Below are 16,138 nucleotides of genomic sequence, written 5' to 3' on the forward strand. Positions count from 1 at the left end.
TTATGCCCGTCTGGCTGGATGCCGTTCCTGAAAAGGCGGCGAAAGTTCCGCGTCCTGATACCCGTCGCTGGCTGCTGTTTCTGGTATTTATCATGCTGAGCGGTATTGCCCTGACGCTGTGGGGATGGGCCGCTGAGCGTACGGGGTTCGTATTCTGGTTTACTGCACTGGGTCTGCCGTTCTGCTCATGGGGGCTCATTTTCGGGCTTCGCCGGTTCGCCTATAAGGCGGAACAGACTGGAGCGGATTCCCGCAATACAGAGCGTGAGCTTTTGATTGAGCGTGAAATTCAGCGGGGTCAGCGCTGTGCGTGGATACTGGGTACCAGCGTTCAGCATATTACAGGAAATAAAACGGGTGTACTGATTAAAGCGGTAGAGAACTCTTCGCTGGCGGCAAAGGTTTCAACCCCTCGCGGTAGTTTGTCTGCTGTCAGGTATGCAGCCCTGAATGCCTTCCAGACCGATTTAGATGCAGAAATTATCTCCACGACGTCAACACTCGTCGCCCGGGTGCAGAAGATAACGGAATTGCTCCCGAAAGATATTCCCTGCTGTCTCATGCTGGACTGCGATGATGATATGCGCTCCAGGGTAGAGGCAAATTTCAGAAATGAACTCTCAGCCAAAACCGGGCGGCTTTTCACGCTTCTGGCTGGCAAAGGCCTGGCGGCGTTTGATGCCTGGCTCGACCAGCGCTGGGAGCAACCGGGCATTCTTGTAGCAGTGACATTTTCGTTGCCAGCGCAGCCAAGTGAAGGTGATGCCGACGCCATCACGCTTCTGGTACTCAGCAACCGTAAGGCTGTCGCCTGGCCTGAGGCTGTGTGTCTCCACCGGCCTGAAAAGGGCCAGGAAGCCGGGCTTGAAAAAACGCTAAACAGAGCGCTGTTATGGGCCGCAACAGACTCTGTAGCACTGAAAGCTGGTTGGCATACAGGCCCGGCGATAGCCAGCGGAAGTGGATGGAATTTGGCCTGTGAGAATAACGGGGTTGCATTTAGTTTGTCGAAAGATAACCGCAGTATTGATCCCGCGCTGGGATATGCCGGTCGTGCCGCGCCCTGGCTTGCCATTATTCTCGCTTCTGCTGCCTGTATCGACAATGGCCCTCAGGTTATCGCGGCGCAGCCTGCCTCAAATGAAGATGATGTCTGGGTCACCGTAATCACCAAAGAAGAAGTTCGCAAGGGATCGTCAGGGAATGTCTAAGGTCAAAATCAAAACACTTATCGGCTCTGTTGTTACTGTCATTTTTTTCCTGACAGTCATCGTTGCATTTCTGTTATACGCCTTTCCGGAAAATGTGGCTTCGTCCACCGGGTTAGGCCCGTATGACGGACAACGAATACTCACATTTTGTGCAGTGCTGGTGGCTGCGTTGTTACTCCTGGGATGGCTGGTGGAAAGGGCATTCGATTTTGCGGGTAAATCAGGTCTGTACATCCACTGGAATCAGAATAAAAAGCAGATTATCGCCCCGATAGCACAGGTTATTGCAGGGGCAGAGGATGACAGTGAGCCTGTTTTCCTGCATGAACCGGTAGCAGAGCATCTGCGCCTGCGGTACGGGCGTCGCTGGCAGCGTCAGGTCAGGATCCTGCTCGTTATGGGCAATAAAGATGAGATTCAGAAGGTGGTGCCGGGGCTCTGCTGCGATCTCTGGCAGGAAGGTGACGGCAATGTGCTTATCTATGGTGGCGATGCGCAGTCAAAGCCGGATGAAATTTTCCTGTCCCGGTTAAAACATCTGCGTTCGGGTAAACCTGTGGACGGCATCATCCAGGTAATAAATACCTCAGCGCTGCCAACCGACGCTGAGCGTGACGCCTTCTTACGTTGTCGCCAAAAGGCCGATTATCTCCTTGGCTGGCAGGCTCCCGTCTGGATATGGCTGATCGACAAAGAAACGGCTACCGATGATAAGAGTGAACCGGTGGCTACCGGCGCGCTGTTCGGCCCTGGAGCCACCCCGCAGAATGCGTTCAGCACGCTGGATAGGCTGATCCCGCGTTTACGTCAGGCCGGAATGTCTCAGGTGCTGAACAACCCGCAGCACAACTGGCTACTGCAGCTCTCCTCCCGCCTGCAGGGCGACCTGAAAGCAGGCCTGAACATCCTGCTGAGCGAACTGATGCAGGGAACGGCAGCATACCGTCTGCGGGGAATGATGTTCAGTCCTGAGCTGACCGTTGCCGGCTCAGTGCCCAATACCCGGCTCGATACCCCTGGCTGGACAGCTGTTATTGATGACTGTGTCACGGTACGTGCCAGAAAACTGACCTTCGACTGGCTTAAAGGGCTGCGTTTACTGCTGCTTGGCCTGATTGTCCTTTGGGGGGCCGGTACAGTCGTGTCTCTTACTGTCAACCGGGCGCAGATTTACCAGGCGCAGAGCACCGCCCGCCTTGCCGCCGATACCCGACAACCGCTGACCGAACGTTTGCACAACCAGCTCGTACTCCAGCAAGCGATTGCCCGTCTGCAACATCGTGAGGCGACCGGCGCTCCATGGTACACCCGTTTTGGTCTTAATCAGGACAGCGACACGCTGGCCGCCCTCTGGCCCCTGTATGCGAAAAATAACGCACAGCTGATGAGGGATGCCACAGCAGATAGTCTCAGGCAGCAGCTGAATGCGTTTGTGCAACTTCCTCCTGCCAGTGATGCCCGAGCGCAGGGCACACAGCATACCTACGACGTGCTCAAAAGTTATCTGATGCTGGCCCGTCCTGATAAAGCGGACGCAGGCTGGCTGGCAAAAAACGTGCTGAAAGTCTTACCTAAACGCCAGAATGTGCCGGATGGCACATGGCAAGATATAGCACCGAAACTGCTGGGCTTTTATGCGCAAAACCTCCCGGCTCATCCTGAATGGAAAATTAAGCCTGATGCTGAATTAATCAGCACGGTCCGTCAGATCCTGCTCAAACAGATTGGCCAGCGGAACGCTGAGTCCGGGTTATATCAGGAGATGCTTAAGCGCGTTGCCAGCAACTGGCCTGACTTAACGCTTGCCGATATGACCGGCGACACCGATTCCTCAACGGTATTCAGCACAGACGAAGTCGTCCCGGGTATGTTTACGCGTCAGGCCTGGGAAGAGCAGGTTCAGGAAGCGATTAACGAGGTCGTCAAGACACGCCGCGATGAAATTGACTGGGTACTGACGGATAAGACGCACCAGACAGGGAGCGATATCTCCCCGGAGGCGCTGAGGGCCCGCCTGACAGAACGCTATTTTACCGATTTTGGTAACGCCTGGCTGAACATGGTCAACAGCATTCAGTGGCAGGAAGCCACTTCTCTTTCTGAGGCGATTGCCCAGCTCACGCTGATCGGTGATGTCCGCCAGTCCCCGCTGGTTGCCCTGATGAACACGCTGGCCTGGCAGGGGAAAACAGGGCAGAAGGGCGAGGCTCTGGCCGACTCGATAGTGGATTCAGCGAAAAAGCTGATCGGTCAGAAAAAAAATGCCAGACAGTTTATAGAGCAGGCACAGGGCCCTAAAGGTCCGCTCGATGGGGTGTTTGGGCCTCTAATGGGGCTGATGGAAGGTAAAGAGGGCACCGGTACCAACGGTAACCTCAGTTTCCAGTCCTGGCTCGCCCGCGTTACTCAGGTAAGGCTGAAGCTTCAGCAGGTCACCAGCGCCCCGGATCCACAGGCTATGTCTCAGATGCTGGCCCAGACCGTATTCCAGGGCAAAGCCATCGACCTGACCGACACGCGCGACTACGGCAGTCTGGTTGCGGCGAGTCTTGGACAGGAGTGGAATGGATTTGGTCAGTCGTTGTTTGTACAACCGCTGGATCTGGCCTGGCGGCAGGTACTTGCCCCGGCTGCGGGTAGCCTCAATGCTCGCTGGCAGACAACAATTGTCGATCAGTGGAATAAGGCCTTTGCCGGTCGCTATCCGTTTAAAGCCACCGGCAGCGATGCCTCCCTGCCGTTGCTGGCACAGTTCCTGCGTAGCGACTCGGGGCGAATCACTACCTTCCTGAAAACCAACCTTGGCGGGATCCTTCACCAGGAAGGAAATCGCTGGATCGTTGACCTTTCTGCAAGTCAGGGAATGGTGGTGAGCCCGGATTTCCTCCGGGCGATTAACCAGCTGGCAGAACTGTCAGATATTGTCTTCTCTCAGGGTGATGCGGGTGTCCATTTTGAACTGATGGCGCGTCCTTCAAAGGATGTTGCCAGAGTGCAACTTACTCTTGATGAGCAAAATCTGGACTACTTCAATCAGATGGAAAGCTGGCAGAGTTTCGCCTGGCCGGGGAATACTTATTATCCAGGCGTATCGCTCAGCTGGCGTAGCGTAAACAGCGGTATGCAACTCTACGCCAGTAACCAGGGTAACTGGGGTTTCATTCGCCTGCTGGGCAAAGCCCTGATCACTCCACTCGATGCCAGCCGCACGCAACTGGTGTGGATCACGCCGGACGGGAACCCGCTGAAGTTTGTAATGCGTAGTGAACTGGGGGACGGCCCTCTCGCATTACTGAAGCTTCAGGGATTCACGCTGCCCGACGCTATCTTCAGCGTCGCTTCAGGCGGCACAGAAGAGATTCAGTAACAACGAGGGGAAACTTCACCCGGCACTGGCTTTTGCAAAACAGGTGGAAGGCTGGTCCCCGGGTATTTTCAGCAAAGTAGATCGATGATGCGAAACTGAATCCTCATCCCCGTGGCAGTTTATGACCTTTCGGCAGTGTCGGGCGTGGCTCAGTTACTGGTTGAAGCATAATTCAGCGCCAGATGAAGGATTCCTTTGTCCCGTAATTATGAAACGTTTCCCGCCGCATATCGTTTATCGCTCTTGAAAACCGTCTGGCACGCTCAGGCGGCATGGAAGTACTGGCCCCCCAGAGCAGCGCTCAGGGGCACGGGCGTGATCCAGCCCATTCGGATGCACCGCAACTGTCAGCAGTGAAATCGGGCCGCGATTTACCCGACCGGGCAAAGTTACTTTCCCGCTGGCTGAGCGAACAACCTCAGGGCTGGCTTACTTCTCACAGGCTGATAAAGACCGTGCGGAGGGATACGGTCGATCAGAACCCCACACTCGACAGTAGCGGGCGCCCCCGCCTGGTACCGCCGAAGCCCGAGTATCGCACTCAACTTAAGCGGCTCTGGCTTCAGAAAAATGGACCGAATTGATTGAGCAGGCCAGCCAGATGTATTGCGAAGGGGTTAACCATTTCTGGCTCGATCTTCAGGGGGGCTCAGCCATGCCGATCAACCATGGGATGCCTGGGCTGACTCCGTCCTGTTCGATCTGCGGCTGCTGCTTAAACGCCTACCAGGTCTTGAAGGCCTGGCATGGAATGACGGTACCCCCTTTGCAGACGAAGTCACCACCGCCTGGATTGCTGAAAAAGTGAATGAAGAAGGCCTGATGTACAGCGATGAATCCGCGACCGTCGTTAATGGTCAGGCTGACGATGTGCTGCTCCGCTGGTTGATACGCCAGCTGATGGCCCGGATGGCAGAGCAGTATGGCCGAAACGATATGGCGCTTTATCTGCCTGGCGAACTGACCACCCGTGCGTCATTGCTGACGCTCGAAGACTGGGAGCCGACTCTGTTGTTTGAAGTTCAGGCCCGCCGACTGAAGCTGCTACGTATGAAAGCCGGTCGCAACGAGTCCGATAAAGCCCGTCTGATACCTGAGATGGAGTTATTACTTGCCGGACTTATTGCCATCGATCCGGCCCGTGCCATGGTTCTCTATGGCTAATTTTCTTATTAACAATTTCCAGGAATGCCGTGCATGGATGATTTAACCCTTCGCTATTACGAAGCTGAGATGCGCTACCTGCGTGAAGCGGGTAAAGAGTTTGCCCGTGCCCACCCGGATCGTGCAGCGATGCTTAATCTGGATAAACCCGGTGCCCGCGACCCTTATGTGGAACGCCTTTTCGAAGGCTTTGCCTTCCTGATGGGCCGTTTGCGAGAAAAACTGGATGATGATCTGCCGGAGCTCACCGAAGGGCTGGTGAGTCTGTTGTGGCCACACTATATGCGGACCATCCCGTCGCTGGCCATCGTCGAGTTCTCGCCTGACTGGCGCAGCCTGCGTCAGGCCGAAATGCTGGCTGAAGGCTTCTCAGTACTATCGCGACCTGTCGGGCCGCAAAAAACCGCCTGTCAGTATCGGACGACCCGCGATGTGCCGCTACAACCGCTGCATCTTGCGGACGCCCGCCTGCACACCGAAACCGATGGCCGCTCTGCGCTTCGCCTGCGCTTCGAATGCCCTGAAAAAGTGGACTGGCACAAAGCCGGGATCGACAAGGTCGCCATATTCCTTAACGCAGAGAGTCCGGTTAGCTCTGCGCTGCATCTGGCAATGACCCGGCGTGTCCACGCCATGTATGCCCGTCATGCCGGAACCCACACCGAACGTCATAAATTTGATGGCTGGTGTAAACCCATGGGTTTTGATGACAATGACGGCCTGTGGAAGAAAGCCGATACTGCCTTCAGTGGTTACCAGCTGCTGCTGGAGTATTTCAGCTTCCGTCCGAAGTTTATGTTTGTTGAACTGCGCGGCCTCGACGCCATTGGGCTCACTGCGGCCAGTACCTGGTTTGAAATCGACATTGTGCTCAGTGAAGCCTGGTCATCCGACCTGCCTTTTGAGACAGAAAACTTCCGGCTGCACTGTGCGCCGGTCATCAATCTTTTTACCCTCGAAGCCGATCCGCTGACGCTTAATCCGCTGGATAACGAATACCTGCTCAGACCACTGCGTCTTCAGGATGGCCACACAGAGATCTACAGCGTCGATAATATCCATGGCGCAATGAAGAATGGCAAACACCCCTGGGTGCCGTTCACCAGCTTCCGGCACCGGGGCGGTATGATGCGTCACGATGCCCCTGAACGTTATTACCACACCCGCGTGAAACGCGGCCCCTCTGGCCTGTATGACACCTGGTTAATCCTCGGCGGGCGCTCGTTCGAGCTGGAGCAGCTGTCCGATAAACCGGAGTCACTCTCGATGCGAATAACCGGCACCAACGGCCAGCTTCCGCGTAAGGCACTGGAAAGTACCCTGCTGGACAGGGTGGTGAAAACCGGCAAGGTGCCCGTAAGGGTCCTGAACGTCACAGCACCGACGATGCCGCTGTATCCCCCGGCAAACGACCGTTTTCACTGGCGAGTGATGAGTCACCTCGGTTCAAACTTCCTCAGCATGATGGACAATCCGGAGGTCCTGCGCGGCACGCTGGCGCTCTATGACTGGACTGACGATGAAATGAACCGCCGTCGGCTTGAAGCAATCGTCGCCGTGAAGCACACCCTAATCCGCCGTTTCGAGAAGGGTTTTATGCTCCGGGGCGTGGACATTGAGGTCACGCTGAATATGGATAATTTTGCAGGCGAGGGCGATGTGAATCTCTTCGGTGAAATGCTGCACCGGTTCTTCGCGCTCTATGCCGATATTCACCTCTTTAACCAGCTCACGCTGGTACTGCAACCGACAGGGAAACGACTGAGATGGCGCGAGAATCACAGCCAGCACGTACCGGGCTGACACTGGCCCTTAACAAAGATATCTGGCGGGCCAATTTCTACCGTTTCTGCCAGCTGCTGGAGCAGGAAAATCCGGACGCGCCGAAACTGGGCACCACCAGCCATCCGGGCGATGAGCCGGTTCGATTCAGACCCTGGCAGGGAATGGGGTTTCCGGTCACTGAACTGCGGACGGTTGAGACCGATGAGGAAAGTCCGGAGTTACCTCCGACCGTGCGCACCACCTTTTTGGGAATGTACGGCGTGGATTCACCGCTGCCGGGTGCGTATCTGGATGACATTGCACGGCACCGGGAAGGCCATGAGGCGGTCACCTCGTTTCTGGACATTTTCAGCCACCGCATCACCACACAGTATTACCGGATCTGGCGAAAATACGCGTATCCGGCGACTTTCGAGGCCGGTGGCCGCGATGCCACATCGCAGTGTCTGCTGGGACTGATCGGACTCGGTATACCGGGCACGGCAGAGCATGTGGCGACGCCGGTTTCCCGCTTCCTGGCCCTGCTGGGCACCATGCGATTACCCACCCGTAATGCCGAAGGCATTCGGGCTCTGGTGAGCCTGCTGGCACCGAATACCCGGGCATTTATCACCGAACCCGATCCGGTGAAGGTCCATATCGATAACCGTAGCGGGCTGGGTGCCGGAAACCGCATCCGTCTTTCGCAGCGGGCCACGCTGGGTAAAACGGCAAAGGAAGCATGCAGCCGGATACTGGTGACGCTGAAGACTGAGGATCCGGACGAAGCCGAAGGCTGGTTACCCGGTGGAGTCCTTCATACCGATTTGCTGGTCCTGTTGCGCGTCTATCTCGGCTACCGTAGCGACGCCCGACTGCGCCTCACTGTACCGGTACGGTTGTTGCCTGAGCCCCACCTTGGCAAAGGCAGGCGTATTCAGCTGGGCCGTACTGGTTTGCTGGGGCTGAACGCAGGCAAACTCAGCCATAACCGGGAGAGCCTGACCGTCAACCTGGGCCGCTATGAAGGGTTGCAATGCTCTGTTTTACCCCCCGCTGAAGACGGGCATTACCGTTTCGGCTAATCACGTATTCCCTCTCTCAATAAAGGAACTTTTGAATGGCAACAGTAACCCGCTGGTGGGCGCTGACGCTTATTGCCTGTGGTCTGCTCGCAGGCTGCGGTCTGACGCAGACCGTGACGGACGGCACCATCAGCATCACGAAATCCATCTTCTACAAGAAAATTAAAACGCTGCATCTGGATTTTACTCCGCGCATGGCCATTAACGCCGATGGTGCACAGACTCCGCTGGCGACCATGGTGAGAGTCTATCAGCTCAGGGATCGTAAAGCGGTTGATGCCGCTGATTACCAGACACTGCTGCGCAAGGCCGATACGGTACTTAAGGATGGCGTGCTGGCGTCAAAATCGCTGCTAGTGATGCCCGGCGGCAGCGTGACGCTCAATATGCCCATGGATGAAGACGCTCAGTTCGTGGCTGTGGTGGGGCTGTTTAACCGCCCGGATCAGAAGGACAATCGCTGGCGCCTGGTGCTGACCCGTGATGACCTTGACCCGGACACACCCCGCACGATTGAACTGGGTGATGGCTGGCTAAGCCTCGTGCCGGTGAAGGAGTGACGTGATGGATAACTGGTCAGCGCTTTTTGACGGACAGACCCGTTACTTTCTGGATATCAATGACAGTTCGGTGAAGCCGGATGTTCTGCGCTTTCGCGGCAGGGAAGCACTGAGCGAGCCGTTCAGATGGGACATCGAGTTCACCACCCCGCAGGGCAACATCGTCCCGGAAGAGGTACTGATGAAATATGCCTCTTTCCGGATGCGGAGCGGTAAAAATGTTCACGGCATGGTGACCCGCCTGGAATGGCTTTCCATCTCCGCAGACCAGTCCCGTTACCGGCTTACGCTCAGTTCGCGCCTGGCGCTGCTGGGTCACACCCGACAGTGCGCGGTATATCAGAACCAGTCCGTTCCTGTTGTGGTGGGGCAGGTGCTGCGTAAACACGGTCTGGAAGGACCAGATTTTGACTTCCGGCTGGAGCGCACCTACCCGCCGCGGGAAATTATCACCCAGTGGCGGGAAACGGATTTACAGTTTATCCAGCGCATTCTGTCAGAGGTGGGGATTTACTGGCGTACGGAGATGGATGATGTGCGCGGTCTGGATACGTACATTTTTGCCGACAGCCAGCTTAACTACCGGTTTGACGTGCGCCTGCCGTACCGCGAACCATCGGGTCTGTTTGACGGCGCGGTGGAATCGGTCTGGGATGTGCGGACCTGGCACAGGATTGTCACCGGCACCGTCGCCACGCGGGATTACAACTACCGGACAGCCACCACGCCGATGGATGCGACGGTCAGCGTACGCAGTGATGCGGTGACGACGGGTGAACACTACCGCTACAAAGCGCCGTACCGGGAAGCAGGCGACGACAGTGACCCGGAGCCGGAAACCGAATCCGGCGCGTTTTACGCCCGGCTTCATCACGAGCGGGAACTCAATAAATCAGCCCGTATCCACCTGTTCAGCAATGCCTCACACCTCTCACCCGGGCAGGTGCTGGAGCCGCAGGGCGATATCATTACGGCCCTGAAAGAGGGCGTTATCCTCACCCTGGTGACCTTCCGGGGCGCCCGTGATTCCCGTCTGCATGTATCGGTATGGGGAATGCCTTATACCGAACGTTACTGTTTCCGCCCGGCGGAAGTGCCGCGTCCGGAAATTCACGGCACACTTCCGGCCCGGGTGGAGAGTCGTGAGAAGAACGATATCTACGCTCACCTGGACGCGCAGGGGCGCTACCGGGTGAAGCTCGACTTCGACCGGGAGGGGACGGAACCCGGTTACGGCTACCTGTGGCTGCGGATGGCAAAGCCTTATGCCGGTGAAACGCTGGGCTGGCATACGCCGCTCACCGACGGGACCGAAGTGGCGATAGCGTACAGCAACGGTGATATTGACCTGCCGTATATCTCCCATGCCCTGCACGATTCTGAACACCCGGACCATGTCACCCGCGACAACCACACCCGCAATGTCCTGCGCACGCCCGCAAACAACAAGCTGCGGATGGAGGATAAGCGCGGTGAGGAGCACATCAAGCTCGCCACGGAGTACGGGAAAACCCAGCTCAATACCGGGCATCTGGTGGACGGCAAGGGGCAACGTCGCGGTCAGGGAACTGAGCTGCGCACCGATGAGTGGGGAACCCTGAGGGCCGGGAAGGGACTGTTTGTCAGTGCGGATGCGCAGCCGAAGGCGCAGGGTGACGCACTGGACATGGATGCCGCGCTGAAGGAAATCGACAGGCTTAATCAGCAACTGCAGCAGCTGGAAATAGCGGCAGAGCAGGCTCAGGCGCTGAAGGCGGATGTCGACAGCCAGATACAGATGTTTGAGGAGCGGCTGAAACCGCTCAGTGAAGCCGTGCTGTTCTCGGCCCCGGCAGGGATGGCGCTGACCAGCGGTGAGCATCTGCAAATGGCCGCCAGCAAAAACGTCGCCATCAGTGCGGGCGGGGACATCAGCACTGGCGTCATGGGTAACATGACCGCCCTCGCCGGAGAAAAGCTCGGTCTGTTTTCCCGCACCGGGCAACTGAGCCTGAAATCCGGGGAGGGTCCCGTGGAGGCGCAGGCGCAGAACGGCAATATGCGGCTCTTTGCAGAGAAGAAACTGACGATGAGCTCAGAAAGTGACATCTCGTTTGCCGGGAAAAAACGTATCACGCTGATTGGCGGCGGAAGCTATCTGCGGCTTGAGGCGGGGAAGGTCGAATATGGTACGACGGCGACGTATATGCGTAAAGTGAAGCGGACGATGTTTGCTGGTGCAAATTCAACACCAACGTCATCAATATCAATGCCATTAGTTGAAGATTTAATCAGGATTGGATTCTTCGATGAACAATTCCGGATCTTAAATGATAGTGGTAAGCCTATGGCCAATGTTCCGTATTTTATCTCTAGTGAAAGTGGTGAAACATTTAAAGGTATCACAGACAATCAAGGTCTATGCAAACGTGTTTTTTCAAAGGAATCGTCCAAACTTACCGTTTGGCTAGGTGTCCAGGCTCTGGAGAAATGGTAGATGACTGAGCATTCAACTTTAACTAATGATACTCCACATTCAACGTACGATGTAACTGGTATGTTAATGCCAGCTCGTGCGTTTTTCTTTATCGTTGTCGATGAGCCAGGGAAAGACGGTTTTCTTGTTAGGAAAATATATGCCTCGACATCGAATCCTTATCTATCCCAAATGAATCTATCGCCACTAAGATTACTTTCTGAGACAGATCCTGAACGGTATGGCTTACTTCCAAAAAGTTATGACTCAACAGTTAATATTGCTGAACATGTCATGGGTAAAAATAAATCACCTTACATCTCTACAAGTTCTATTTTTCCTGAGGGCTCCCCTAGGTTTGACGGTAAGTCAATATATATTGATGTCGAAAAAGCATTAAAATCAGGAGCGGAGTTAGTCACGACTGATGAAATTTTGAAAGCACTTGATGAATACAAAGTTAAAAATCCACATTTGGCTAAACGTGTCGATAAAATTGCAGCATATGTAAGAGATGTTGATAAGGAAATCTTGATTAAAGGTGAAAAAATACCTGCGAAAGCCATTTTTACCCCAGAATCTCTTAGATTAGTAAAAGGTATGGCGAAAGCTGGTCGCGTAGTTCAGGTCATAGGTATAGTGTTAACAGCGTATGATCTTGAACAAGCAACTGAAAAATCGATAAAGATCGGCAGTGTAAAACCTATCAGCGCGGAAGTTATACGACAAGCAGGTGGCTGGGGCGGATTTGTCGCTGGAGCTAAAATAGGAACCGTTGCTGGTGCGGCAGTGGGAGTGGAAACAGGTCCAGGTGCAGTTATTACAGGACTTGTTGGTGGAATAATATTCGGCGCTGCTGGGTGTTATGGTGCAGATTGGATTGCGGATTACATAGATGAAAATTAATTTGTTTGTTTTTTTCAGGAAAGGGAATGACCTTCAGAAAATTTACCCATACTCTGGCTTTGAAGTCTTGTCAAAATCTAAAAATGTATATCCATTGTTTTTGTGTCTTGAAGGCAACAATGTATATGCATATTCATCAAGGTTTATGGTTAAGCCTGGTGATGTAGAAATAATAGAAAATATAGTAGAGTCTTCTTTCCGAAAAAAAATAACCAAAGAAAAGGAATGCTTGCATTATAAAGAGAAGGCCTTGCATTATTTTAAATTCAATGAACTTGGTCAAGCAGTGATTGATATAATCACCAATGATAACTATTTTATTAAAAGCTTGTGCAATGAGCACATTGAACCACCCGCCCCCGATACTGTTTTCCCATATTGTGATTTTGAGTCAGTTGGCAGTTTGCAAGGGCAGATGGAAATGTGGTGGAATGTTTATTGGTCTCCTTTTTGGATATCTCTATCGGAAGAAGAGAAAGCTAATTACTTAGATCGTAATAACATATCTAGTGAATTGAGAGAATTTTTGATACGTCATGGTTAATTTTTATTAACCGAACTGTCTCCCCGTGCTGGAAATTTGAGTTTGAAAATTGGTTAGAGTATAACCTGGTACAACATAGCCACCGGCACCGTCACCACGCGGGATTACAACTACCGGACCGCCACCACGCCGATGGATGCGACGGTCAGCGTGCGCAGTGATGCTGTCACCACCGGGAAGCATTACCGCTACGCAGCGCCTTACCGTGACGCGGGGGATGACACCAGCCCTGAGCCGGAAACCGAATCCGGCGCGTTTTACGCCCGCCTTCATCACGAGCGGGAACTTAACAAAACGGCCCGCATTCATCTGTTCAGCAATGCTTCGCACCTCTCACCCGGGCAGGTACTGGAGCCGCAGGGCGATGTCATTACTGCCCTGAAAGAGGGCGTTATCCTCACCCTGGTGACCTTCCGGGGCGCCCGTGATTCCCGTCTGCATGTATCGGTATGGGGAATGCCTTATACCGAACGTTACTGTTTACGCCCGGCGGAAGTGCCGCGTCCGGAACTTCACGGCACACTTCCGGCCCGGGTGGAGAGTCGTGAGAAGAACGATATCTACGCTCACCTGGACGGGCAGGGGCGCTACCGGGTGAAGCTCGACTTCAACCGGGAGGGGACGGAACCCGGTTACGGCTACCTGTGGCTGCGGATGGCGAAACCTTATGCCGGTGAAACGCTGGGCTGGCATACGCCGCTCACGGACGGCACCGAAGTGGCGATTGCCTACAGCAACGGTGATGATTGGCGAAAGCGCGTTTTCGGTTCCGGGTATCACTCTGCGCTACGCGCAGCGGAGTATCCGGTTTACCCCCATTTTTCTGTACGGGCAGGGTGTGACCGGGTGTATTGAGGTCTGTCTGTATGCTTCGGATGATATCCGGCCCCTGTACCGTCTGTTTATGCGCAGTGGCGGGCAGAATGACTGGACCTGGTGTCCGGTCGGTGTGCAGGGCGGTAATCCCGCCCGGTTTGATGAAGGGGCATTCTTTACGATGATTACCCCTTTGCTTCCCGAGTAAACCCTGAACCAGACTCTGGCTCGCTTTCCGCCCGGAAAATTAAACATGCATGACGAACAACTATGCCAGGAGAGAACCGGCGGCGATCGGCTTTCACTGCCACAGTTTATGGCGCTACGCGATGAAATGAGTAAGCCGACGCATCCGGTACGCGACTGAAGTGACCTTTGACGATATGTGGCCAACGTGATTTCACATGCAACTGAGCAGGATAATGAGCCTGATCGCGTATTGCCCATCTGGTTGAGCTGTTTCCGACAGGCATCGGCGTCCACTGAGGTCATTTTTCATCTGTAGCGTTGGCTGTTTTAGTCACCAGAATAGCATCTGTAATCACGCTGAAAATCCGTTCGGCGCGAGGTGCGTGCGAGGGGTGTCCACGCAACCAGGCGAGCGCGGCGATAAGGTCAAACAACTCAGCGCCATCAAGATCGGCTCGTGCTTTGCCATCGGCCTGAGCGCGGGCCAGAAGCGAGGCTCCGGCAGCACGTAGCGTGACGCACGATGTATGGAGTGCGGAATTGGGATCTTCGATGGCGCTCATCATCGGCGCAATAACGCCACGATGTTCATAAGTGAAGGCAATAATCTCTTGCAACCACAACATCAAGGCTTCGGCTGAATCGGCCCTGGTCCGCAGGGTTTCGGCTCTGGTCGCCAGTGCATCAAAGCTTGAACGCAACAGCACTTCAAGCAACGCTTCGCGGCTCGGGAAGTGGCGGTAGAGTGTACCCAGGCCGACTTCGGCTCTGCGGGCAATGTCGCGCAATGACGCATCGGCGCCTTGCTCAATGAAGACGTCGCGCGCGACGGTAATAAGGTGGTCGTAGTTTTTTCTCGCATCGGCTCGCATGGTGTCTCCTTGACAAGCGGAGCAGTGCTCCATATATTCGGAGCAGTGCTCCGTTAAATATACCGTATTCCCGTCCCAGGAGGAAGCCATGTCGATTAAAGTGATGAAGGCAGTTCAGCAGTATGCGTTCGGTGGGCCGGAGGTACTTCGCTATGAAGAGGTTTCCGTGCCAGATCTTCAGCCTAACGAAGTGCTTGTCCGCGTGCATGCGGTCGGCCTCAATCCTCCTGACTGGTATCTTCGCGATGGCTATCGAATGTTGCCGCCGGAATGGCAACCCAAAATCGCTTTCCCTGTGATCCTGGGAACGGATATTTCGGGGGTGATCGTTGCGTTGGGTGACAACGTCACGTCGTTCTCTGTCGGGGATGAAGTCTTTTCGATGGTGCGTTTCCCCGACGGGGCGGCTGGCGGTAGCCGGGCCTATGCCGAATACGTCAGCGTAGCGGCAACGGAGGTGGCACGTAAACCTCGTCACCTTGACCATATTCACGCCGCCGCCACACCCATGTCGCTGCTGACCGCATGGCAATTTATGATTGAACAAGGGCATGATGTGCAAAATCCGCTTCAGGCAACCGCGCATAAGCCGGTGCCGCTGGCGGGACAAACCGTTCTGATTAACGGCGCGGCAGGTGGTGTCGGCCATTTCGCCGTACAGTTGGCGAAATGGCAGGGGGCGTATGTTATCGCGGTCGCCTCCGGCGAACATGAAGTGTTCCTGCTTAACCTTGGCGCTGATGAATTTATTGATTACACGAAACAGGCTGCCGAGGATGTAGTACGCAATGCAGATCTCGTCATCGATGCGGTTGGCGGCCCTTCAGCAGGCCGTTTCTTGCGCACTCTCAGGCGCGGCGGCGCGCTGTTTCCGATTTACCCTCTGGGGTTTGCAGGCGCTGAAGAGGCCCAGCAGTTGGGCGTTATCGTCTCGGCTACGCAGGTGCGTTCCAACGGCGCACAGCTCGCCCAGCTTGCCGAGTTGTTGGATAAGGGGGTCATTCAGGTCGCTGTCGACAGTACGTTCCCCCTTGCGCACGCGCAACAAGCGCATGAGCGGGCGGCTCGGGGACATATTCAGGGGAAAATCGTGCTTTCGGTCATTAACCCGGAATGATGTGACGGGAGCGATACGGCTATAGTCTGTTTAATTAATCACCATGCCTGTTCGCGCCGGGGCCTGATGCCCGGCGCTTTGCGGTTTG

At 54.9% G+C, this 16,138-nt stretch carries 10 protein-coding genes and 2 pseudogenes; 11 read left to right on the forward strand and 1 reads right to left on the reverse strand.

Annotation, left to right across the window (positions count from 1 at the left end; all coding sequences use genetic code 11):
- Positions 1–2: 2 nt before the first annotated feature.
- The 10 genes and pseudogenes from BN3796_RS14430 to BN3796_RS14475 form a co-directional block, all read left to right on the forward strand.
- Positions 3–1,211: a hypothetical protein gene (locus BN3796_RS14430; RefSeq protein WP_061709244.1), complete on the forward strand. Its 1,209-nt coding sequence runs from the start codon at positions 3–5 to the stop codon at positions 1,209–1,211.
- Positions 1,204–4,578, forward strand: coding sequence for an ImcF-related family protein (locus BN3796_RS14435; protein ID WP_061709051.1), 3,375 nt, complete (start codon positions 1,204–1,206; stop codon positions 4,576–4,578). The genes BN3796_RS14430 and BN3796_RS14435 overlap by 8 nt, the downstream gene beginning before the upstream one ends.
- A gap of 239 nt (positions 4,579–4,817) precedes the next feature.
- A pseudogene (locus tag BN3796_RS20750) lies at positions 4,818–5,742 on the forward strand (type VI secretion system domain-containing protein); the annotation flags it as partial.
- Between the two features lie 33 nt (positions 5,743–5,775).
- A complete protein-coding gene (gene tssF, locus BN3796_RS14445; protein ID WP_061709052.1) occupies positions 5,776–7,545 on the forward strand; it encodes a type VI secretion system baseplate subunit TssF in 1,770 nt (589 codons plus the stop codon).
- The gene (gene tssG / locus BN3796_RS14450; protein WP_061709053.1) at positions 7,509–8,591 is read left to right on the forward strand and encodes a type VI secretion system baseplate subunit TssG; all 1,083 of its coding nucleotides are present in this window, start codon (positions 7,509–7,511) and stop codon (positions 8,589–8,591) included. The genes tssF and tssG overlap by 37 nt, the downstream gene beginning before the upstream one ends.
- Positions 8,592–8,626: 35 nt before the next feature.
- Positions 8,627–9,151 carry a type VI secretion system lipoprotein TssJ gene (gene tssJ, locus BN3796_RS14455; protein WP_061709054.1) on the forward strand — a complete coding sequence of 175 codons (525 nt, stop codon included), beginning with the start codon at positions 8,627–8,629 and terminating at the stop codon, positions 9,149–9,151.
- A gap of 4 nt (positions 9,152–9,155) precedes the next feature.
- The gene (locus BN3796_RS14460; protein ID WP_061709055.1) at positions 9,156–11,627 is read left to right on the forward strand and encodes a type VI secretion system Vgr family protein; all 2,472 of its coding nucleotides are present in this window, start codon (positions 9,156–9,158) and stop codon (positions 11,625–11,627) included.
- The gene (locus tag BN3796_RS14465; protein WP_061709056.1) at positions 11,628–12,512 is read left to right on the forward strand and encodes a glycine zipper family protein; all 885 of its coding nucleotides are present in this window, start codon (positions 11,628–11,630) and stop codon (positions 12,510–12,512) included.
- A complete protein-coding gene (locus BN3796_RS14470) occupies positions 12,502–13,056 on the forward strand; it encodes a hypothetical protein (RefSeq protein WP_061709057.1) in 555 nt (184 codons plus the stop codon). The genes BN3796_RS14465 and BN3796_RS14470 overlap by 11 nt, the downstream gene beginning before the upstream one ends.
- Positions 13,057–13,119: 63 nt before the next feature.
- Positions 13,120–13,800: pseudogene (locus BN3796_RS14475) on the forward strand (contractile injection system protein, VgrG/Pvc8 family); the annotation flags it as partial.
- Positions 13,801–14,360: 560 nt separating this feature from the next.
- Here BN3796_RS14475 and BN3796_RS14480 read toward each other — a convergent pair.
- A complete protein-coding gene (locus BN3796_RS14480; RefSeq protein WP_061709059.1) occupies positions 14,361–14,933 on the reverse strand; it encodes a TetR/AcrR family transcriptional regulator in 573 nt (190 codons plus the stop codon).
- 88 nt (positions 14,934–15,021) lie between these two features.
- On the opposite strand from BN3796_RS14480, the gene BN3796_RS14485 reads away from it, so the two are divergent.
- The gene (locus BN3796_RS14485) at positions 15,022–16,050 is read left to right on the forward strand and encodes an NADP-dependent oxidoreductase (RefSeq protein WP_061709060.1); all 1,029 of its coding nucleotides are present in this window, start codon (positions 15,022–15,024) and stop codon (positions 16,048–16,050) included.
- Positions 16,051–16,138: the final 88 nt, after the last annotated feature.

The sequence above is a fragment of the Pseudenterobacter timonensis genome (assembly GCF_900021175.1).
In the GTDB taxonomy this organism is placed as follows: Bacteria; Pseudomonadota; Gammaproteobacteria; order Enterobacterales; family Enterobacteriaceae; genus Enterobacter; species Enterobacter timonensis.

What these genes read in the sequence shown, in the direction of transcription:
- BN3796_RS14485 (WP_061709060.1), top strand. Translation starts at nt 15,022, where the DNA reads ATGTCGATTAAAGTGATGAAGGCAGTTCAGCAGTATGCGTTCGGTGGG.
- BN3796_RS14465 (WP_061709056.1), top strand. Translation starts at nt 11,628, where the DNA reads ATGACTGAGCATTCAACTTTAACTAATGATACTCCACATTCAACGTAC.
- tssJ (WP_061709054.1), top strand. Translation starts at nt 8,627, where the DNA reads ATGGCAACAGTAACCCGCTGGTGGGCGCTGACGCTTATTGCCTGTGGT.
- BN3796_RS14480 (WP_061709059.1), bottom strand. Translation starts at nt 14,933, where the DNA reads ATGCGAGCCGATGCGAGAAAAAACTACGACCACCTTATTACCGTCGCG.
- BN3796_RS14470 (WP_061709057.1), top strand. Translation starts at nt 12,502, where the DNA reads ATGAAAATTAATTTGTTTGTTTTTTTCAGGAAAGGGAATGACCTTCAG.
- tssF (WP_061709052.1), top strand. Translation starts at nt 5,776, where the DNA reads ATGGATGATTTAACCCTTCGCTATTACGAAGCTGAGATGCGCTACCTG.
- BN3796_RS14460 (WP_061709055.1), top strand. Translation starts at nt 9,156, where the DNA reads ATGGATAACTGGTCAGCGCTTTTTGACGGACAGACCCGTTACTTTCTG.
- BN3796_RS14430 (WP_061709244.1), top strand. Translation starts at nt 3, where the DNA reads ATGCCCGTCTGGCTGGATGCCGTTCCTGAAAAGGCGGCGAAAGTTCCG.
- BN3796_RS14435 (WP_061709051.1), top strand. Translation starts at nt 1,204, where the DNA reads ATGTCTAAGGTCAAAATCAAAACACTTATCGGCTCTGTTGTTACTGTC.
- tssG (WP_061709053.1), top strand. Translation starts at nt 7,509, where the DNA reads ATGGCGCGAGAATCACAGCCAGCACGTACCGGGCTGACACTGGCCCTT.